The 19,947-nt window shown below is 68.7% G+C and carries 19 protein-coding genes; 12 read left to right on the top strand and 7 right to left on the bottom strand.

Going from position 1 to position 19,947, the window contains the following annotated elements:
- Positions 1-168 precede the first annotated feature (168 nt).
- Both ABZ909_RS04440 and ABZ909_RS04435 read left to right on the top strand, forming a co-directional pair.
- Entirely contained in the window at positions 169-690 is a 522-nt protein-coding gene (locus ABZ909_RS04440; RefSeq protein ID WP_356996191.1) for a peptidase, read from the top strand.
- Positions 691-983: 293 nt separating this feature from the next.
- A complete protein-coding gene (locus ABZ909_RS04435) occupies positions 984-1,730 on the top strand; it encodes a TMEM165/GDT1 family protein (protein ID WP_356996190.1) in 747 nt (248 codons plus the stop codon).
- Here ABZ909_RS04435 and ABZ909_RS04430 read toward each other — a convergent pair.
- The gene (locus ABZ909_RS04430; RefSeq protein ID WP_356996189.1) at positions 1,671-2,315 is read right to left on the bottom strand and encodes a TetR/AcrR family transcriptional regulator; all 645 of its coding nucleotides are present in this window, start codon (positions 2,313-2,315) and stop codon (positions 1,671-1,673) included. The two genes, ABZ909_RS04435 and ABZ909_RS04430, sit on opposite strands and share 60 nt — an antisense overlap.
- A 28-nt stretch (positions 2,316-2,343) precedes the next feature.
- Positions 2,344-3,252, bottom strand: a complete 909-nt coding sequence (locus ABZ909_RS04425) for an SDR family NAD(P)-dependent oxidoreductase (RefSeq protein ID WP_356996188.1) — start codon at positions 3,250-3,252, stop codon at positions 2,344-2,346.
- Between the two features lie 143 nt (positions 3,253-3,395).
- On the opposite strand from ABZ909_RS04425, the gene ABZ909_RS04420 reads away from it, so the two are divergent.
- Positions 3,396-4,163: an SDR family NAD(P)-dependent oxidoreductase gene (locus tag ABZ909_RS04420; RefSeq protein WP_356996187.1), complete on the top strand. Its 768-nt coding sequence runs from the start codon at positions 3,396-3,398 to the stop codon at positions 4,161-4,163.
- Between the two features lie 154 nt (positions 4,164-4,317).
- Here the strand turns inward: ABZ909_RS04420 and ABZ909_RS04415 are convergent, their stop codons facing one another.
- The 3 genes from ABZ909_RS04415 to ABZ909_RS04405 form a co-directional block, all read right to left on the bottom strand.
- Positions 4,318-4,518: a cold shock domain-containing protein gene (locus ABZ909_RS04415; RefSeq protein WP_033085228.1), complete on the bottom strand. Its 201-nt coding sequence runs from the start codon at positions 4,516-4,518 to the stop codon at positions 4,318-4,320.
- 317 nt (positions 4,519-4,835) lie between these two features.
- On the bottom strand, positions 4,836-6,791 hold the full coding sequence (htpG, locus tag ABZ909_RS04410; RefSeq protein ID WP_356996186.1) for a molecular chaperone HtpG: 1,956 nt from the start codon (positions 6,789-6,791) through the stop codon (positions 4,836-4,838).
- A complete protein-coding gene (locus ABZ909_RS04405) occupies positions 6,788-8,467 on the bottom strand; it encodes a TM0106 family RecB-like putative nuclease (protein WP_356996185.1) in 1,680 nt (559 codons plus the stop codon). Before ABZ909_RS04405 ends, htpG begins: the two co-directional genes overlap by 4 nt.
- Before the next feature lie 146 nt (positions 8,468-8,613).
- Between ABZ909_RS04405 and ABZ909_RS04400 the strand changes: the two genes are divergently transcribed.
- From ABZ909_RS04400 to ABZ909_RS04375, 6 genes are all read left to right on the top strand, one after another.
- A complete protein-coding gene (locus ABZ909_RS04400; RefSeq protein WP_356996184.1) occupies positions 8,614-9,252 on the top strand; it encodes a DUF6474 family protein in 639 nt (212 codons plus the stop codon).
- A gap of 7 nt (positions 9,253-9,259) precedes the next feature.
- Entirely contained in the window at positions 9,260-9,760 is a 501-nt protein-coding gene (locus ABZ909_RS04395) for a hypothetical protein (RefSeq protein WP_356996183.1), read from the top strand.
- Between the two features lie 49 nt (positions 9,761-9,809).
- A complete protein-coding gene (locus tag ABZ909_RS04390) occupies positions 9,810-10,466 on the top strand; it encodes a YcnI family protein (protein ID WP_356996182.1) in 657 nt (218 codons plus the stop codon).
- Positions 10,463-10,999 (top strand): copper resistance CopC family protein, encoded by a 537-nt coding sequence (locus ABZ909_RS04385; RefSeq protein ID WP_356996181.1) that lies wholly within the window; start codon positions 10,463-10,465, stop codon positions 10,997-10,999. Before ABZ909_RS04390 ends, ABZ909_RS04385 begins: the two co-directional genes overlap by 4 nt.
- The gene (locus ABZ909_RS04380) at positions 10,996-11,964 is read left to right on the top strand and encodes a CopD family protein (protein ID WP_356996180.1); all 969 of its coding nucleotides are present in this window, start codon (positions 10,996-10,998) and stop codon (positions 11,962-11,964) included. Before ABZ909_RS04385 ends, ABZ909_RS04380 begins: the two co-directional genes overlap by 4 nt.
- Before the next feature lie 116 nt (positions 11,965-12,080).
- Positions 12,081-12,542, top strand: a complete 462-nt coding sequence (locus tag ABZ909_RS04375; RefSeq protein WP_356996179.1) for an SRPBCC family protein — start codon at positions 12,081-12,083, stop codon at positions 12,540-12,542.
- Here ABZ909_RS04375 and ABZ909_RS04370 read toward each other — a convergent pair whose 3' ends face one another.
- Positions 12,543-14,783, bottom strand: a complete 2,241-nt coding sequence (locus ABZ909_RS04370; RefSeq protein ID WP_356996178.1) for a serine/threonine-protein kinase — start codon at positions 14,781-14,783, stop codon at positions 12,543-12,545.
- A 153-nt stretch (positions 14,784-14,936) separates the two neighbouring features.
- On the opposite strand from ABZ909_RS04370, the gene ABZ909_RS04365 reads away from it, so the two are divergent.
- Both ABZ909_RS04365 and rraA read left to right on the top strand, forming a co-directional pair.
- On the top strand, positions 14,937-15,443 hold the full coding sequence (locus ABZ909_RS04365) for a nitroreductase/quinone reductase family protein (protein ID WP_356996177.1): 507 nt from the start codon (positions 14,937-14,939) through the stop codon (positions 15,441-15,443).
- Positions 15,444-15,448: 5 nt separating this feature from the next.
- Positions 15,449-15,940 (top strand): ribonuclease E activity regulator RraA, encoded by a 492-nt coding sequence (gene rraA / locus ABZ909_RS04360; RefSeq protein ID WP_356996176.1) that lies wholly within the window; start codon positions 15,449-15,451, stop codon positions 15,938-15,940.
- 188 nt (positions 15,941-16,128) lie between these two features.
- On the opposite strand, the gene ABZ909_RS04355 is transcribed toward rraA, so the two are convergent.
- Complete coding sequence (locus ABZ909_RS04355) at positions 16,129-16,350, bottom strand: RNA-binding S4 domain-containing protein (RefSeq protein ID WP_356996175.1); 222 nt, start codon at positions 16,348-16,350, stop codon at positions 16,129-16,131.
- A gap of 190 nt (positions 16,351-16,540) precedes the next feature.
- On the opposite strand from ABZ909_RS04355, the gene lysX reads away from it, so the two are divergent.
- Entirely contained in the window at positions 16,541-19,825 is a 3,285-nt protein-coding gene (gene lysX / locus ABZ909_RS04350) for a bifunctional lysylphosphatidylglycerol synthetase/lysine--tRNA ligase LysX (protein ID WP_356996318.1), read from the top strand.
- Positions 19,826-19,947 lie beyond the last annotated feature (122 nt).

The following is a 19,947-nucleotide window of genomic DNA, read 5'->3' as shown; positions in this document are numbered from 1 at the left end:
GTACGTCCGAGGCCCGCGAACCGCATCGGTTCGCGGGCCTTTCGCATTTCGAGGGTCCGGGTGCTAGCACTCTTTGGTACTTGTGTGCCAGTTCTGTTCGGGTACAACCTGGTGTTCCCAACGGCAACACCGGGCACAGTCGCCCCCGGGAGGTTCGGGAGGCACATCATGAATGGTCAGGTCGGCGTCATGCCGTTCCATGCGCATGGTTCGCTGCAGGGTTTCGTGATCTCCGGACGCTGGCCGGACTCCACCAAGGAATGGGCGCAATTGCTGGTGCTCGCGGTGCGGGTGGCCAGTCTGCCGGGGTTGTTGCCCACCTCGACGGTGTTCGGAGCGCGCGAGGAACTGCCGGAGGACCCGGATCCCGAGATGGTGGGGCTGGTGATCGCCGAGGGCACGGTGCTGGGGACGGAGGGGCTGCAGCCGGGCATGTTTGCCGGTCATGTGCCACCGGCCCTGATCATGTTGCACCCGCCGCGCGAGACGCGGCCCTCTCTGCCCGAGTGCGCGGGCGCGGCCTCGGGGTGCCTGCTACTGCCGGGGCTGCCGCATCTGGGACTCGAACATCGGGCGGCCTGGGTGGAGACCGACAGCGACGGCGCGGTGACCTCGATGGTTTCACGGGTGGGGGTGGATCCGATCAGTGATCCCGACACCGCGGTTCTGGCCATGCTGCTGGCCGCGTAAGGGTAACCGAAACCTTCCGGCAGCATCGCCAAACTTATTGTGCGCATTGCGATTTGGGAGACAGTCATTTGCCTGCGCCCGGTTTGCCGGAGTAGCATGGCGGCCGAGCGAAGGGGAGTAGCCCCCAATCACATCGTCGACATACTGATCCCTCGAGGATCCGGCGCGTGAACCGGATTTCTCCGGTGGGCGAGACCTTCGGCCGACAAGAACCAAACCGATTTACCGGTGCGGTGTCGGCTGAAGCGTCCCCGCATTCAGCCGACAGGCCGGAGACCTGGGAGCTGACCTTCATGATCGCCACGATATTGCTGAGTTTCGGCGTGCTGTTCCTCGCCGAATTGGGCGATAAATCGCAACTCATGGCCCTGACCTTCGCGCTGCGCTACCACTGGTGGGTGGTGCTGTCGGGCATCACGGTCGCGAGCATGCTGGTGAACCTGATCGCCGTCGGTGTCGGCCACTTCCTGGGCGCGGCGCTGCCGACCGGAGTCATTTCCCTTTGTGCCGCAGCCACTCTCATCGCGGTCGGCCTGTGGACCCTGCGCGAGACGCTGCCGTCGGACTCTGGCGAGGAGGATCGGGAGATCGCGCCGCAGCCGAACTCGCGCTCGGCGTTCCTGGTGGTGCTGTCGGCCTTCCTGCTGGCCGAGCTCGGTGACCGCACCATGTTCGCCACCATGGCCCTGGCCACCAAGAACGGCTGGGTCGCGGTGTGGATCGGGTCGGTCGCGGGCATGGTGGCCGCGGGCGCGCTCGCCATCCTGATCGGGGTGACCGTCGGCAAGCACATTCCGGAGCGGTTCATCGCCGTCTGCTCGGGTCTGCTGTTCCTCTACTTCGGTGCGCTGACCCTGCTGGAGGCCTTCGCCCACGGCCTGGGCACCCCGGCCATCGCGGTGCTGTCACCGGCCCTGCCGGCGCTCGCCGGCGGCGTGCTGTGGCTGCTGCACCGCCGGGCCGCGACCGTCCAGGCGTCCTCAGTCACCGAGCACGGTATTGCCGAACAGGTCCCCGCTGCGCCGCACGAGGTCCAGTAGCGGCTCCCGCAACTCCCGTAGCCCGTCCAGGTCGCTCACCGCGACGCGGGCGGTGACCATGGAGCTCAGGGCCGCGACCAGGGTCTGGCAGGCGAAGCGCTGCTCCTCGGTGTCCGCACCGAGCACATCGGCGACCATGGCCACGAAGGTCTCCTGCAGCTGGGTGCGGCGCGCGATGGCCTCGGGGCCGACGGCGTAGACCTCGACGAGAAACAAACGGGCGTAAGCGGGTTGGCCCGCGAGCGCGTCCAGGTACGCGCCGAGCACACGTTCGATGCGCTCGGTACGGGTCTCGCCGTCGAATTCCGCGCCGGTGGCGGTCAGGATGCCGGTCAGCATGAGTTCCGCGGCGCGCTCGTAGGCGGCCTCGAAACAGTCCTCCTTGGAACGGAATTGCTCGTAGAAGGTCTCGCGGGAGACGCCGGCCCGCTTGATCACCGCGGCCACCGGCGTTCCGACATAACCGTTCTCGGCCATCGCCTCGGCCAGGGCGAGCAGGATGCGGTCGCGCTGGGCGGCCACCACGGTTTCGCGGGGCAGGCCGTGCCGGCCGCGGGGCAGTTGGCGGGTTGCCGATTCGGGCATGTGCTGGACTCCGTTGGCCTCGAGCGATTCAGGCGAGCTTTCTCATTCTGCGGGGGCGGGCCGGTTGGTCGGTGGTGAAATCCGCCGGTTCGGTGCGGGCGATCTCGAGTCCGCCGGCGACGCCCCCGCGTAGTGAATAGTCCACCAGGCGCTGGGCGAGCGGACGACACCACAGCACCATGCTCACCCAGTAGGGCGAGACGATGCGACGGGAACGGCGGGCCAGGGCGCGTTCACAGGCGTCGATGGCCGGGCCGAGGGGGGCGATGCCGGAGACGGTGGAGCGGCCCAGAATGCTGCGCGCGGCCTCGGTGCCGAAACCGCGGCTGGTCATCTCGGTGTCGAGTTCGGCGAAGTAGGCCAAGCCGACCCGGGCGCCGGTATGGCGCAATTCGATCCGCAGGGTGTCGCCGAGCGCCTCGACCGCCGCCTTGGAGGCGCTGTAGGCGCCGGCCAGGGGTAGGTGGATGGCCGCGGCCAGCGAGGAGATGAGCAGGACGTAGCCGTCGGGGTGCGCGAGGTGGGGTCCGGCGGCGCGCAGCGTGTAGTAGACGCCGAGCACATTGACCGCGAGGGTCTCCTCGAGCACGCTGGGGTCGCCGTCGAGCAGGGACAGTTGCCGGGCGATCCCGGCATTGCACACCACCGCGTCCAGGCCGCCCAGTTCGGCGGTGAGAGAGTTGACAACCCGCTCCACCTGCGCCGGGTCACCGACATCGCAGTAGCGCCAGGGCGCGTCCCCGCATTCGGCCGCGACCTGGGCCAGCAGCGACTCCTCGATGCCGAGCAGGGCCACGTGCGCGCCGTGCACGTGCAGCTGGCGGGCCAGGGCGGCCCCGATGCCACGGGCCGCGCCGGTGATCAGGATGCGTTTGCCGGCCACTCGCGGGGCCGGACGGCGGAGACCACGGCGAGGACGGGCCGTGCTGACGTTCATGTCTGCGAAACTACCACTTATACGAACACCCGTGTTCGCAAATCTTGCGAGCCTCTTGCGTAAGCGTGCGTACAGCCCGGCTATGGTGCCTATTGACGGAGGGCCAGTGAGAGGGCCGTCCACAGTCGAGAGGACCAAACACCGTGGAGATTTCGGGCTCCGCCGCCATTGTCACCGGAGGTGCGTCCGGGCTGGGCGCCGCCACCGCCAAGCGCTTCGCCGACGCGGGCGCGACCGTGTTCGGCCTGGATCTGGCTCAGTCCATCGAGCGCGCGGGCGACAACGTCCCCGCCGGTGTCACCCTCATCCCGACCGACGTCACCAGCGGTGACGAGGTGGCCGCCGCGGTCGCCACGGTCGTGGAATCCGGTGTGCCGCTGCGTATTGTCGTCAACTGCGCCGGTGTGGGCTGGGCGGGACGCATCCTGTCCAAGAACGGCCCGCACGACCTGGAGCTGTTCCGCACGGTGATCACCGTGAACCTGCTCGGCTCCTTCAACGTCATGCGCCTGGCCGCCGAAGCCATCGCCAAGACCGACCCGGTCGACGAGTACGGCTCGCGCGGTGTGATCATCAACACCGCCTCGGTCGCGGCCTTCGAGGGCCAGATCGGGCAGATCGCCTACTCCGCCTCCAAGGGCGGCGTCGCCGGCATGACCGTCCCGGCCGCGCGTGACCTCGCGCAGTTCGGCATCCGCGTCAACACCATCGCCCCCGGCATCATCGACACCCCGATGCTGGCCGGTGTCACCGAGGAGTACCGCAAGGGCCTCGAGTCGGGCGTGCCGTTCCCGTCCCGCCTGGGCCGTCCGGACGAGTACGCGCAGCTCGCGCAGTACATCACCGAGCACGACTACCTGAACGGCGAGACCATCCGCATGGATGGCGCGCTGCGCATGGCGCCTCGCTGACACCGGGTTCCGGGGGCTTCGCACCCGAACCTCCACAAGGGAATTTCGGGGCCCTACCCCCGGACCCCCGGCAGCAACAAGGCCCGCACCGGATTCCGGTGCGGGCCTTGTCAATTCACGACTCAGTGAGTTGCGGGGTCAGCCCGCAGCCTCCCTAGTGCGGGCGGACGGCCGCAGCCTGGGGGCCCTTCTTGCCCTCGGTGATCTCGAAGGAGACCGCCTGGCCCTCCTCGAGCTGACGGTAGCCGTTGCCCTCGATCTCCGAGTAGTGGACGAAAACGTCGGGGCCGTCTTCGCGGGCGATGAAGCCGTAGCCCTTCTCCGCGTTGAACCACTTGACGGTGCCCTGAACCATTACCTTCTCCTGACGAGGTGTTTCTTTTTATTGCGTGGGTACCGCGGCCGCGGTACCGGGGGTCGATCAGAAGGCGGCTTGCAACTTGCCTGGCAAGGTGAAGCGACGCCCGCACACTGTTCCGCGCGAGCATGTTGAACACGAACACGAAAAACTTACGACCAAGACGTACAACGTACGCGTTCGCGGCTAGTTCCCGAAATCACCGAGGGATGTGGATCGTCACACTTACGACAAAAGGGGCATGACCAATTCCCGCTTGCTATGGGTCGGGCTCCTGCGGAAACACCGCAGGAGCCCGATCCCGTGAACGACGCTCAGAGCGTGCGAGTCAGACGGTCGGCGAGGATGCGGGCGAAGTGCGCCGGATCCTTCAGTTCGCCGCCCTCGGCGAGAACCGCGGTGCCGTAGAGCAATTCGGCGGTCTCGGTGAGCTCCACCGGCTTCTCGTCCGCGCCGGACACCGCCGCGTACGCCTCACGCAGACCCGTGACCAGCGGATGCGCCGGATTCAGCTCGAGGATGCGCTTGCTGTGCGGCAGCTCCTGCCCGGAGGCGCGGTACATGCGCTCCAGCATCGGAGTGAAATCGAATACATCACCCACGATGCAGGCCGGGGAGCTGGTGAGCCGGTTGGTCAGGCGCACCTCCTTCACGTCCGCGTCCAGCGTCTGCTGCAGCCAGCCGAGAATGTCGGCGAAGTCCTTCTCCTGCTGCTCGCGCAGCTGCTCGGAGGCCTTCTTCTCGTCCTCGGTCTCCAGATCGACCTCACCCTTGGCGATGGAGACGATCGGCTTGCCCTCGAACTCGGTGACCGAGCCGACCCACATCTCGTCAACCGGATCGGTCAGCACCAGCACCTCGAGACCCTTGGCCCGGAAGGCCTCCATGTGCGGGGAGTTCTCGATCTGCTGGCGGGTCTCGCCGGTCATGTAGTAGATGGCCGACTGGGTCTCCGGCATGCGCTCGACGTACTGCGCCAGCGAGGTCAGCTCGCTGTCCGAATGCGTGGACGCGAAAGACGAGACACCCAGGATGGTTTCGCGATTGTCGTGGTCGGAGAGCAGGCCCTCCTTGAGCACCCGGCCGAACTCACGCCAGAACTCCTGGTACTTGGCCTGGTCCTCGGCGTTCTTCAGATCCTTGACCGTGGACAGCACCTTCTTCACCAGGCGCTTGCGGATCATCTGGATCTGCCGGTCCTGCTGCAGGATCTCGCGGGACACATTGAGCGACAGGTCCTGCGCGTCCACCACGCCCTTGACGAAGCGCAGATACTCCGGCATCAGCTCTTCGCAGTTGTCCATGATGAACACCCGGCGCACATAGAGCTGCACGCCGCGCTTGTGCTCGCGGGTGAACAGATCGAACGGCGCATGCGAGGGAATGAACAGCAGCGCTTGATATTCGAAGGTGCCCTCGGCCCGCATGGGGATGATCTCGAGCGGATCGTCCCAGGCGTGCGCGACGTGCTTGTAGAACTCCGTGTACTCCTCGTCGGAGACCTCGCTGCGCGGGCGGGTCCACAGCGCCTTCTGGGAGTTCAGGGTCTGGGTCTCGACCAGGGTCTTCTCGGTCTTGTCCTCGCCCTCGCCGTCGAGCACGGTGCGCTCTACATCCATGCGGATGGGCCAGGCGATGAAATCCGAGTACTTCTTGACGATCTCGCGGAGCTTCCACTCCTGGGTGTAGTCGAAGAGGTGATCGTCCTCGTCGGCCGGCTTCAGGTGCAGCGACACCGTGGTGCCCTGCGGGGCGTCGTCCAGCTCCTCGATCGAGTAGGTGGAGCTGCCCGCCGCGGATTCCCAACGGGTGCCGGTGTTCTCGCCCGCCTTACGGGTGGTCAGGGTGACCTTGTCGGCCACCATGAAGGTCGAGTAGAAGCCGATGCCGAACTGGCCGATCAGCTCCTCGGCCTGCTGGTCACCGGCCTTGGCCTCGAGCAGCTGCTTGCGCAGCTGCGCGGTGCCGGATTTGGCGAGGGTGCCGATCAGGTCCACGACCTCGGCACGGGACATGCCGATGCCATTGTCGCGGACGGTCAGTACCCGGTCGTCGCGATCCACCTCGAGCTCGATGTGGAGGTCGGAGGTGTCGGCGTGCAGGTCCTTGTCGCGGAAGGTCTCCAGGCGCAGCTTGTCCAGCGCGTCGGAGGCATTGGAGACGAGCTCCCGTAAAAAGGTGTCCTTGTTCGAATACACCGAGTGGATCATCAGCTCCAGCAGCTGATGGGTCTCGGCCTGAAACTCCAGCTGTTCGACGTGTTCGGTCACGACGCGATATTACGTCGGGCGAAGTCGGCGATGGCCGGAACCTCGGCGTCGGCCCGATCCGTCATCCAGTCCCGCAGCACCTTCGTGGCCTGCACGTCGTCCTCGTTGTATTCCAGGATGCGGGTGCGCTGGGACAGATCCGGCTCGCCGCCCTCGTACGCGACGGCCAGGCGGTACCAGGCCATCGACGCCTCTCCCCCCGCCTCCGCGTCACGCCAGTGGAAGCCCGCGACCGGCGCGATCTTCTTGAGGCCCTTGCCGTTCGGGCAGATGAACTGCTCGGACACGGCCTGGAACATGTCCACCCACTGCGGGCCGTCCACGAACCGCTGCACCTCCCGCTCGGTGGGGACGCCGGGGCGGCCGGCGAACCGGCGGGCCGACTCGTACAGCCACTTGTCCTCGGCGGTGCGCGAATAGCAGTAGGCGGCAAAGGATTTGCCGTCCGCGGCGGCCTGGGCGCGCACCTCCATGAGCCAGGTCCAGAACTCGGCGAAGGAGCGGCCCTCGTCCTCGGTGGGCAGCGGATCCCAGGTGACGAACGGGCGGTACGCGCCGTCCAGCAGGGTGCCCCACAGGTAGGCGCCGTGCTCCTGGAAGCTCTCCAGGTCGACATCCACCTCGACATCGGCGCGGGTGACCCGCACCCGGTCGACCCGGCGGACCAGGGGCGCGCCGGTGGCCCAGGCGCGGGCGGTGACCACGGCCTCGGTGAACGGCTCGTACTGCCAGTCGTCGGGATCGTCGCCGCTCCAGGACGCCAGATCGTCGATGGTCTCGACGCCGTGGCGGCGCAGCACCTCGGCGCGCGAGCCCGGCGCCACCAGGCTCACATCGCGATGCTCGGACAGCCACTGCTCACAGCTTTGCCCGCCCTCTTCGGGCGACCGGCTCCACCAGGGGCACTGGCGGCACTCGGGGACTTTCGAAGGGACGGTGGGGAGTTCGCCGCGCACCACCGCGATGCGGTCGGCATAGCGGATGTCGTAATCGGCCAGGACGGGGCCCAGGTCGTGGACCAGGACCCGGTCGAAGTGATAGCCGATGGCGCCGCCGACCAGGGCGGGGCTGGCCAGCCCGTGCCGCTGCAACATGCGGTAGAGGTGCGCGAGGCGCTGCACGTCCCGCGGCTGCGGCCGGGTGCGGACGTGCCGGTCCGGCTGCGGGTTCCATTGGTACAGATCGCTGGTCGTCGGGTGGTGGTCGGCCGGGTCCGGCTGCCGCGGATCGGTCACCTTGTGGTTCACCACGATGACCGGGATGTATCCGCCGCGATCGCTGTCGCGCCAGAGGATTTCGCAGCCGCCGCGGCGCCCGGTGTCGGGCTCCTGTGGCAGCAGCCCGCCCCAGATGCGGTCCGCCCCCGCCGCCATGGCGGCCAGGGTGGCCGCGGCCCGCTGCGGCGCGGGCTGCTTCGGATCGATGACGGTCCAGCTGCCGGGCGCGGCGGCGACCAGCGTGTCCCGCACGTGAGATCGGTGCGCCGCAGCGGCTTCTCGTCGCTGCTGCACGCCCGCGTCCTCGGCGACCCCGGTCAACACGCCCGGATTACTCGCGTCCAGATGCAGCCGGTGCCGACAGCCGATCAGCGCACGCGCATCCAGGAATGCCGCGCGCTCACCATGGTCACCGATGCCCGAATACACGCCAGTCAGTATGGCCTCAACCCCCGACATCCCTGCGAACTGGCACCGAAACTGCAAGGCGCTCGCTGCGCGGCGAACCCACCCGTTAGGGTGATTCGCAAACTGTGTTTCATGGGCGGACAGGCATTCCCCCGGCCCTGTGCTGCCATGGCGAACCAGCATGACGGAGGCCATCAATGGGGTTGTTCGGCAAGCGCAAGAAGCGGGTCAGCCGCCGGGCCGAGGCGAAAGCCCTCAAACACAAGGCCGGTATGGAGGCCAAGCTCGGCGCGCGCAACGAGCGCAAGAAGAACCGGGCGGAAGCGCGCACGCAGAAGCAGGTCGCCAAGGCGGAGATCGCCAAGCTGCAGGCCGAGGAGAAGGCCGCGCAGAAGATCGCCGCCCGGGCCGAACGGGATTTGTTCAGCGCGGCCTCGATCCGCAAGTACCTGGGCGTGGCCCGGGTACTGGTGCCGGTGCTGGCGCCGCTCGCCTACCGCGGCGCGACCTTCGTGCGCGGGCAGCTCGACACCCGCCGCGCCCAGCAGCTCGGCATCGGGCTGGATCAGCTGAGCGAGTTCTCCGGCCCGGGCGCGAAGCTGCAGGCGCGCATCGCGGGCGTGGAGTCCACGCTGTCGGAGATCGAGTCCAAGAACACCGACACCGAGACCAAGAAGTTCGTGACCGCCAGCCGCGATCGGCTCGACAGCCTGTCCGCGGCCGTGCGCACCGCCGCCCAGATGCCGGTGCCGCGCCGTCGCGCCGTGCACGCCTCCATCTCCAACGAGCTCTCCGGCATCGAGGCCGACGTGCTCGCCCGCCTCGGCGTGAACTGAGACACCCATGAGCCCGGTGCGCGGTGGACTGGCAGGTGTCGCCATGGCGGCCCTGGCGGTCGGCGCGCACGGGTTCGCGGGCGGCGGCTACCCCGGCTCCTCCGGGCTCATGCTGCTGATCCTTGCGGCGGCCGTCATCGGTGCGCTCGCCGCCGCGCTGCGGCCCCCCGCCGCGCTGCCGATTCTCATGGTGGCCGGCCAGCCCGTCTGCCACCTCGCCCTCAGCGGCCTCGTGCATCACGGGCATGCCGCGGAGGCAATGGAATTCGCCGCGCACGGGCCGATGCTGCTCACACACGCGGTGGCGGCGGCCGGCTGCGCGGTCCTGATCCTGGTCGCCGAGCGGCTCTACGGGCTGATCTCGCGCGCCGTCCGGGTGATCCTCACCCGGCCCGCCGCACGTCCGGCGCGGGCCCCACGGTCGCGCCGCCCGCGTTCGGTCCCGACCCCGAAACCCCTTCTCGCCCTGGGCGCGAGCGGTCCACGCGCGCCACCGGTTACGGCGTAACCCCTGTCCCTACCTACCCGTAACCATTGTCAGAGAAGGCAATACAGTCATGCACACCTCCCTTTCGCGCGCCCTCGTCACGTCGGTGGCGGCCGCCGGCCTGCTGCTGTCCGGCGCCGGCATCGCCGCCGCGCACGTGGTCGTGGACGCCCCCGGCGCCAGCCAGGGCGGCTACGCCGTCGCCACCTTCCGGGTGCCGACCGAGTCCGACACGGCCTCCACCACCAAACTCACCGTGGCGCTGCCGAATCTGAAGAGCGCCCGCACCGAGCCCATCGCGGGCTGGACCGCCAAGGTCGACAAGAACGCCCAGGGCGAGGCCGTAGCGGTCACCTGGACCGCCGATCCGGGCAACCCGGGCGTCGCCCCCGGCCAGTTCCAGCGCTTCGCGCTCTCCGTGGGCCCGCTGCCCAAGCAGGAGAAGGTCAGTTTCAACACGTCCCAGACCTACAGCGACGGCAAGGTCGTCGACTGGAACCAGCCCATGAACGCCGACGGCAGCGAGCCCGACCACCCGGCCCCCAGCCTCACCCTGACCAAGAGCACCGGCGGCGATGACGATGCCCCGGCCGCCACGGATGCCGGCACGAGCGACAAGAGCAGCAGCGACAACACCGCCCGCTGGCTCGGCGGCATCGGCCTGGCGCTGGGCGCGCTGGGCGCGGCCCTCGGTCTCGGCAGCGTCATCCGGGGACGGCGGTCGTGAACCGCAAGGTGCTGGCGGGGCTGATCACCGGACTGCTGGTCACCGGATTCGCACTGCTGGGGGGCGGTGTCGCCGACGCGCACTCCACCCCCGTCTCCTCCAGTCCGGACAACGGCGCGCAGATCGACACCTCACCGGCGTCGGTGAGCATCACCTTCAACGAAAACCTGCAGTCGGCCTACCCGTCCATGACGGTCACCGGGCCGGACCACAACCTGTGGTCGAAGGGCCAGCCCAAGGTGGAGGGACCGACCGTCAGCATCGAGGTCGGTGAGCTGGGACCGGTCGGCGAGTACACGATCGCGTACCGGGTCACCTCCGCGGACGGGCACCCCGTCAGCGGCAAGCGGACGTTCACCCTGACCAAGCCCGGCAATGGAACTCCGGGCCCCAGGGCCGACAGTGCCGCCAAGTCCGGCGGCTCCGACGGCGGCGGCGTGCCGCTGTGGATCTTCATCGTGGGCGCGGTGGTGCTGTTCGGCGGCGGCCTGGCCTTCGCCCTGCTCGGCGGACGGGGCAAGCAGCGCAGGTGAATCGGACCGACCGCACCGATCGTCGCCGGGAGCGCGGGACGACCGGCGGTAGCAGCTCACCGAGATGGCTACTGGCGCTGGTCATCCCGATCGCCCTGGCCGGTGCGGCCCTGGCCTGGGCACTGGCCGCCGCCGAACCCGTGCAGGCCGAGGCCCCCGTTCGGGTCCTCGCCGACTGCGCGGGGGCGACAGTGCTGGGTCTGGCCGCGCTGCCGCGGCTCTCGGACCGGCTGACGCCGCAGTGGCGGCCGCTCACCGTGCTCGCCGCGCTCTGGGCGGCAATGGAATTCGCCATGCTGGCGCTGGAAGCCGCGGAGGTGCAGGGCATTCCGGCGCGGCAGCTGAGCGCCGCCCAGTTCGGCGACTATCTCGCGCACCTGAGCGGCGGGCAGATCGGGATCGCGCTGCTCATCGGCAGCGGCACGGTGGCGATCTACAGCGCCTTCGGATTCCGGCAGCCCGACCGGGCCACCGGTGATCTGGTGCTGGTGTTCACCGCCGTCACGCTGGCATTGCGGCCGATCACCGGGCACATGTCACAGCAGCCGTTCGGTTCGGTGGTGGCGGCGCTGCACGCGCTGGCGGCCGGCGCCTGGTTCGGCCTGCTGCTGGCGCTGGCACTGACCGTGCGCACCCGGGGCGAGTGGGCGGTGCTGCTGCCGCGGTACTCGGCATGGGCGCTGCCGCTGGTGGTGACGGTGATGGTGACCGGGGTGATCAACGGGCTGGTTCGGATCGGCGGGGTGAGCCCGCTGGTCACCAGCGGGTACGGGCGGATCCTGCTGGCGAAGACGGTGCTGCTGGCGATGCTGCTCGGGCTGGGCTGGTGGTGGCGGCGCAGCTGGGTGCCGAAGGTCGCCGATCACCGCATGACGGCGGACGGCTCGCTGCGGCGCGCGATTGCCGAAGTGCTGGTGATGGCGCTGGTGTTCGGGCTGGCCGGTACGCTGGCCGTCACCGCGTGACGTGGTCCGCGGTTCTCGAATTCGGGTGCGCTGTCTCATATTCGGGTGCGCCGGCTCATAGATGGCATGCATCACAAGACCTGCAGGGAAAACTAGAACACGTTACGGTTGCCCCCATGACCGAAGTCAAGATCGTCGCGGACTGCGCCGCCTCGGCCGAATCGGCCTTCGCCTACGTCAACGATTACCGGCACCTGCCGAAATTCATCAATGAGATCAGTGCCTTCACCCCGCTGACCGACAAGGTCGAAGGCGTGGACGCCACCTTCGATGGCACCATCCAACTGGGCCCGATCGCCCTGCACTCCACCATCAAGATCGTCCGGCACGAGCCCGGCTACGCGATCGCGGTGAAATCCATCAAGGGCTTCGAGATCGAATCCACCTTCCTCTTCCATGACAAGGGCGAGGAATCCTGCACCATCGACGCCATCGTCGACTACCGGGTCCCCGGCGGCATCGCGGGCAAGATCCTGGGCAAGACCATCGAGCCGTTCGTGAAGCTCGCCGTGAAGAGCTCCACCCACAATCTGGTCACCCAGGTCACCGCGTTCCACACCACCCGCACGTCCGCCTAGTCACCCGGGGTCGCCAGAGCCGCCGACCCCCGCGAAGGCCCGCAGATCGGCCTCGGTCCGGCGAAACAGCCAGTAGTCGCCGAGGAACCCGAGGACACCCACCGCGCACAGCGCGTAGATGGAGATCAGCTCCAGCGAAACCTCCTCGGCGGTCAGGAACATCAGACTCGCGATCACTCCGATCAACGGAATCGCCACCGCCACCGCGAGATACCGGGTGCAACGACGGCTCAGGGCGCGCAGGGCATCGTTGTCCCGCGCCGTCTCACCGTGGGTGAGCAGCCGCGGATAGAAGCAGCGCACCACGAAGAACGTCACCACGAAGAACGGGTACGCGACCGCGATCGCACCCGAAACCACCATCGTCGCAACCAGATTCACAATGCGCCCCGGCGGCAGACCGGTGAAGACGACCAGCGCGATGGCCGACAACGCGGCCGACAGCACCCACCAGCCGAAGGCCAGCAGCGCCACCCGGTCGCCGTCGATCAGGGTGTCGCGCCGCGCCCGGGCCAGGGTCACCGGATCGTAGGTACGGCGCCGCCGCAGTCCGCGCCACACGATGAACGCCCGGCGGCACAGATAATTGGTGAGCACGATGGCGGCCGGCGTGGTGAGCAGAAACAGCCCATTGCCGACCAGCCGCAGCCGCGCCTGCTCCTCCGGCGAGAACCAGAGCTGGAACAGCGGATGATTGTGCAGGTTGGCGTAGGCGATGCCGAGCCCGTCACCGAACATGCTCGCCGCCGTGATCAGCGCGATCAGCGACCACGGGCCGACCCCGGACCGCCAGCTGCTGGCCGGCGGATCCACCAGCTCCCGGGACCGCTGATCCAGGCACAGGTCCAGCTGCTGGGCCAGCGCCGCACCGGTGGCCCAGCGGTCCTCGCGATCGGGGGCCAGGCATTTGAGCAGCACCCGCCGCAGCGTGGCCGGGCAGTCCGGCGGCAGGTCGTCGAGGTGGCCGGGATCGATCTGGTGGCGGCGCAGCCGGAGCATGCGTTCGAGCGAGGATTCCGAATCGCCCGCGCCGGTTTCGTCGTCGAAGGGGCGGCGGCCGGTGAGCAGCTCCCACAGCATCACCCCCAGCGCGTAGATGTCGCTGCGGCCGTCCAGATCCGCGGCGGTCTCGGGCAGCTGCGGGTGGCAGGCCGCCAGCTGCTCGGGCGACATGTACGCCAGCGAGCCGCCGAAGTAGGCCAGCGGGCTGGCCCCCGCCACATGCACGCTGAAACTGATATTGAAATCCGCCAGTTTCGGGCTGCCATCGGCGGTGAGCAGTACATTCGCGGGCTTGATATCGCGGTGCAGCACCCCGTTCCGGGCCGCGTGATCGAGTGCACGGGCCAACCGGCTGCCCAGCCAGGCAACGGTTTCCGGCCAGCTGCGCTCCAGCATCGCTGCGCGAGTAGGTGATTCGCCGGGTACCAGGCCGCCCCGGTCCTGCATGGCCGCGTCCACCGCCTCCAGCAGCAGCCCGCCGTCCCGATCCCCCGGCTCGCGAGAACGCACCAGCGCCAGCACCTTCGACAGCGTGCCGCCCGGAAGATACTGCATGTACAGCAGTTTCAGCTCCCGGTCGGCCAGCAGCCGCTGGTCGAAGACGCGCACGATGTGCTCGTGATCCAGCCGCGCCAGGGTCTCGGATTCGGTGCCGTGGTTCTGCGAGACCTTCACCGCCACCAGCCGCTGCATGGACCGCTGCCGGGCCAGGAAGACCCGGGCGAAGGCGCCGCTGCCCAATTCCACCAGCAGGTCGAAATCGTCCAGCCGATCGCCGACCTCGATGCCCTCCAGGGCGTGCTGGGCCTGCGGCCGGGCGATCAGGGTGCTGCGGTAGTCGTGCTCGGCCCATTCGGTGGCGGCGGCCTCGGTCGGATGGCAGCCGATATCCACCGCCGCCCGGTGCCCATTTCCGGAAATCCCGGAGCGCCGCAGCGCGTGGAACTCCTCGTAGGCCAGATCGGGCGGCAGTGGGCCGGACAACAATTCGTCGAATTCGGCCCGGTAGTCGGCCAGGCGCTTGGGGAAGTCGTAGCGGATCCAGCGGTATTCCAGATCCACCTTGATCAGTTCGATCAGCACCAGGCGGCGCAGGTGCGGGGTGCGGGGCAGGAACTCGGCCAGGCGGGGCGGCGCCGCGGCCGCCTCCCAGGCGGCTTGGAAGCCGGCGAGCACGGACCCCAGCAGGGAGCGGGTCTCGTCGACGGCACCCGCGTCGATCGCCGGTTCTACGTTCATGCCTCTCCCGACCTGGACTCATCGGGTGTCGCCAGTATGCGCCCAAGAATCCGACTGCACGGTTGATTAACTCTTGTGGATAGATCGCTCAGCAGCCGCAGAGCGCATCGCAATGGCACAACACCCCCGGTCGCGGGCCACTAGAGTCGCGGTATGAGTGAGCAGTTTCCCGAGCGGATCTGGGGTTCCCGCACCAATCTGCTGTCCCGCCTGGCCAGTCCGTTCGCCGCCACCACGGTCGGCTCGCTGGTCATCCGCAAACTCACGCCGCTGGATCGCAAGGTGCTCGAACGCACCGGCGGCAAGTACACCGTGCTCGGCCCGATCGGCGCGCCCGTCATTCTGCTCACCACCGTCGGCCGCAAATCCGGGCAGCCACGCACCACGCCCCTGCTCTACGTACACGAGGGCGACACGCTCTACGTGATCGGATCCAACTTCGGCCAGGCCCACCACCCGGCGTGGACCGCCAACCTGCTCGCCAGTCCGGCCGCCGAGGTCGCCATCGCCGGGCAGCACATTCCGGTCGCCGCCATGCTGGTCACCGACGAAGACCGCAAGCAGGCGATCTTCGAACGCTTCGAGGAGACCACGCAGGCGTACACCGCCTACCGCAATCGCACCGCTCGCGACTTGCGCATTTTCGCCCTGACAAGATAGTTCCCGTGACCGAATCAGCGAACTCCATTGCCACCGCCGACCTCGCCGACGAGATCGGCCCCGAGATCCGCAGCTGCGACACCCAGTTCATCCAGTTCGGCGGCCACGAGGTCTTCGCCGGCCGCATCGTGACCATCCGGACCTTCCAGGACAACCTGCTCGTCAAGCAGACCCTCGGCGAACCCGGCGAGGGCCGCGTGCTCGTCGTGGACGGCGGCGCGAGCGTGCACACCGCGCTGGTCGGCGACATCATCGCGGGCCGCGGCGTCGACAACGGCTGGGCCGGGGTCGTCGTCAACGGCGCGGTCCGGGACTCCGCAATCCTGCGCACCCTGCCCATCGGCATCAAGGCGCTGGGCACCAACCCGCGCAAGAGCACCCAGACCGGAGCGAACGCCGAGAAGGATGTCACCGTCGAATTCGGCGGCGTCACCTTCGTTCCCGGCGACATGCTCTACAGCGACCACGACGGCGTCGTCGTTCGCAGCGAGGGTTGATCCAACTCTCGGGAAGCTCTCAGGGGTAACGGCCCCCGCACCCCCGAGAATGGGGAGCCGGGGCCCAGCCCCCGAGCCCCCGCGGGAGTGACGCCGCCGGCAACCCGCAGGGAACGCGGTGAGCCCGGCCGCGCGGGGCGCAGACCGAACCCCTACGGATCCGGGAGTACCGTGCCCGCGAAGCGCGCTCAGCCGCCGGTGACCCGGGCCTTGTGCCCGGCCAGTGCCACCACATCGCCCGCATGTAGCTGGCGACCCCGTCGCAGCTCCACCTCGTCGTTGACACGGACCAGGCCCTGGGCGATAACCATTTTGGCTTCCGAACCGGAATCGATGAGGTTCGCCAGCTTCAGGAACTGGCCGAGTCGAATGACATCGTCCTCGATCGGGACATCGACTGGATCCGACATGGGGTACATCCTCACCCGCGGCCGCCTCAACACCAAACGCCGCCCCCACCACCAGCCGCCACGCGGCGGCCACGAGACACGAACCGGGTTCTGAGTGCACATGGGCATGGGCAACATTCACACTGGTGCAGTGACTTCGACGCAGGATCGGCCGACCCACGACTCCGACCCGAGACCGGAGCCGCGGTCGCTGGAGGTGCCACACCGCGGGCACGGCCGGCTGCGCGAGGTGCCGCACATCGCGGGCACCGCGCTCGGCGTCTTCTCGATTCTCTGCTTCGCCTGGAGCATCTCGCCCGGGCTGCGGTTCCTGACCTCGCACCTACGCCACTTCGTCGACACCTACTACTTCGACGCCCCCGACACCTCACTGGTGTGGGCGCTGGTGGTCGGCCTGCTGGCGGGCGCCACCGCCAGCCGCAAACGGATCGCCTGGTGGCTGCTGGTCGGGTACATGGCGGCCTTCGCGCTCGCCAACGCCCTCGACTTCGCCGCCGAGGGCGACGTCAATGCCCTGGTGGCGCTGATCATTCACGTCGTGGTCATCGGCGTGCTCATCGCCTCGTGGTCCGAGTTCTACACGCACGTGCAGCGCGGCGCGGTCTGGCGCGCGCTCGGCGTACTGGCCGGCGGGCTCGCGCTGGGCTGCCTGGTCGGCTGGGGGCTGGTCGAACTGTTCCCCGGCAGCCTGCCCGACCACACCGAACGCGCCCTGTGGGCGGTGTCCCGGGTCACCGGCGCGATCCTGGTCTCCAGCGAGGACTTCGACGGGCACCCACCGCACCTGGTCAACCTGCTGCTCGGCCTGTTCGGCGCCATCGCGCTGCTGGCCGCCGTCATCACCCTGTTCCGGTCGCAGCGCTCCTCCAACGCGCTCACCGGGCTGGACGAATCCGCCATCCGCGGGCTCATCGAACGCTCCGACGTCGAGGACTCGCTCGGCTACTTCGCCACCCGCCGCGACAAGGCCGTCGTCTTCGCGCCCAGCGGCAAGGCCGCCGTCACCTACCGCGTCGAACTGGGCGTGTGCCTGGCCTCGGGCGACCCCATCGGGCAGAAGGAGTCCTGGGGCCACGCCATCGACGCCTGGCTGCGGCTGGCCGACCAGTACGGGTGGGCCCCGGCGGTCATGGGCGCCAGCGAGATCGGCGCGACCGCCTACCGGCGGGCCGGACTGTCCGCGCTGCGCCTGGGGGACGAGGCCATCCTCGAGACCCGCAATTTCTCCCTCGCCGGACCCGATATGAAGCCGGTCCGCCAGGCCGCCAATCGTCTTGCCAAGCAGGGCATCACGGTGCGGGTGCGGCGGCACAAGGAGGTCCCGCTCGAGGAGATGGTCGACGTCATGCGGCGCGCCGACGACTGGCGCGACACCGAGACCGAACGCGGCTTCTCCATGGCCCTCGACCGGCTCGGGGATCCGCTGGACGGCGACTGCCTGCTGGTCGAGTCCGTCGCCCCCAACGGCCAGGTGCTCGGCATGCTCTCGTTCGTGCCGTGGGGCCGCACCGGCATCTCCCTCGACCTCATGCGCCGCGACCGCTCCGGCCCCAACGGGCTGATGGAACTCATGATCTCGCGGCTCGCCCTCACCTCCGAGCAGTACGGCATCACCCGAATCTCGTTGAACTTCGCGGTCTTCCGCGCGGTCTTCGAGGAGGGCGGCCGCATCGGCGCCGGCCCGGTGCTGCGCCTGTGGCGCGGCGTGCTCATGTTCTTCTCCCGCTGGTACCAGCTGGAGGCCCTCTACCGCTCCAATGTGAAGTACCAGCCGGAATGGGTGCCCCGGTTCTCGCTGTTCGAGGAACGCCGACACCTGCTGCGCGTCGCCATTGCCAGCGCCCTCGCCGAAGGCTTCCTGCCCCGCGTCGGCCGCGAACACGACGCCTCCACGCACACCGGTCTGCGGCCCTCGGTACCGCCCGCCATGACCGGCCTGCACGCCGACGGCAGCCCGCCCGACCTGCCGCCGGAGGAACTCGAGGAACAGGGCCCGCGCCGCCCCGAACAGGTGCGGGTCCGCATGGACAAGCTGGAGAAGCTCCAGGAATCCGGCGTCGAGGCCTATCCGGTCGCCTACCCGCCCACCCACACCGTGTCCGCCGCCCGCGGCTGCCCGCAGGGCACCACGGTGCGAGTCTGCGGGCGGCTGTTGCGGATTCGCGACTACGGCGGCGTCATCTTCGCCGTGCTGCGCGACTGGTCCGGCGACATCCAGCTGCTCATCGACCGCGGCCGGGTGGGCGCCGACCGCAGCGAATCGTTCACCGAATTCTTCGACCTGGGCGACCTGGTCGAGGTGAGCGGGCAGATCGGCCGCAGCCGCCGCGGCGAACTCTCTCTGCTCGCCCAGGACTGGCGGATGATCGGCAAATGCCTGCACCCGCTGCCGGACAAGTGGAAGGGCCTGTCCGACCCGGAAGCCCGAGTGCGGCAACGCTATGTCGACATGGCCATCAACACCGATATCCGTGAGGTGATGGCCAAACGCAGCGCGGTGGTGCGGTCGCTGCGAGACACCCTGCACGGCTGGGGATTCCTCGAAGTCGAGACCCCCGTCCTGCAGCAGGTGCACGGCGGCGCCAACGCCACCCCGTTCACCACCCACATCAACGCCTACGACCTCGGCCTGTACCTGCGCATCGCCCCCGAGCTGTACCTCAAGCGGCTGTGCGTGGGCGGCATGGAAAAGGTGTTCGAACTCGGCCGCGTCTTCCGCAACGAGGGCGTGGACTACAGCCACAACCCCGAGTTCACCATCCTGGAAGCCTATGAGGCGCACAGCGATTACGAACGTATGATGCACGCCTGCCGCCAGCTCATCCAGGAGGCCGCGGTGGCCGCCAACGGCGCGATGGTCGCGCTGCGCCCCGGACCCGACGGCACCGTCACCGAGGTGGACATCTCCGGCGACTGGCCGGTCAAGACCGTGCACGGGGCCGTCTCCGAGGCGATCGGCGAGACCATCGGCCCGGACACCGACGCGGAGCGGCTGCGGCTGCTCTGCGAGAAGGCGGGCGTGTCCTTCCAATTGGGCTGGGACGCCGGGCAACTCGTACTCGAGATGTACGAGCACCTGGTGGAATCGTCCACCGAGGAACCGACCTTCTACATCGACTTCCCCACCTCCGTCTCCCCGCTCACCCGCGCCCACCGGCACATTCCGGGCGTCACCGAACGCTGGGACCTGGTGGCCTGGGGCGTCGAACTGGCCACCGCCTACAGCGAATTGACCGATCCGGTGGAACAGCGCCGCCGCCTCACCGAACAGTCCATGCTGGCCGCCGGCGGCGACCCGGAAGCCATGGAACTCGACGAGGACTTCCTGCAGGCCCTCGAGCACGCCATGCCGCCCACCGGCGGTCTCGGCGTCGGCGTCGACCGGGTGGTCATGCTGCTGATCGGCCGCAGCATCCGCGAAACGCTGCCGTTCCCGCTCGTGAAACCCCGTACCGCACAGAGCGAATCCCGGTAGGCGTACCTCCGCATTCGCTCCGGCCATGCGCGAGGCTGAGGACGGCTACGCCGACAGCGTCCATTGGGACCAGGGAAAACCCTGATTCCCCGGGCCGGATCGCCGGTTAATCTGGGATTCGG

The organism is Nocardia sp. NPDC046763, from assembly GCF_040645495.1.
In the GTDB taxonomy this organism is placed as follows: domain Bacteria; phylum Actinomycetota; class Actinomycetes; order Mycobacteriales; family Mycobacteriaceae; genus Nocardia.
This window is presented reverse-complemented; position numbering and strand designations above follow the sequence as displayed.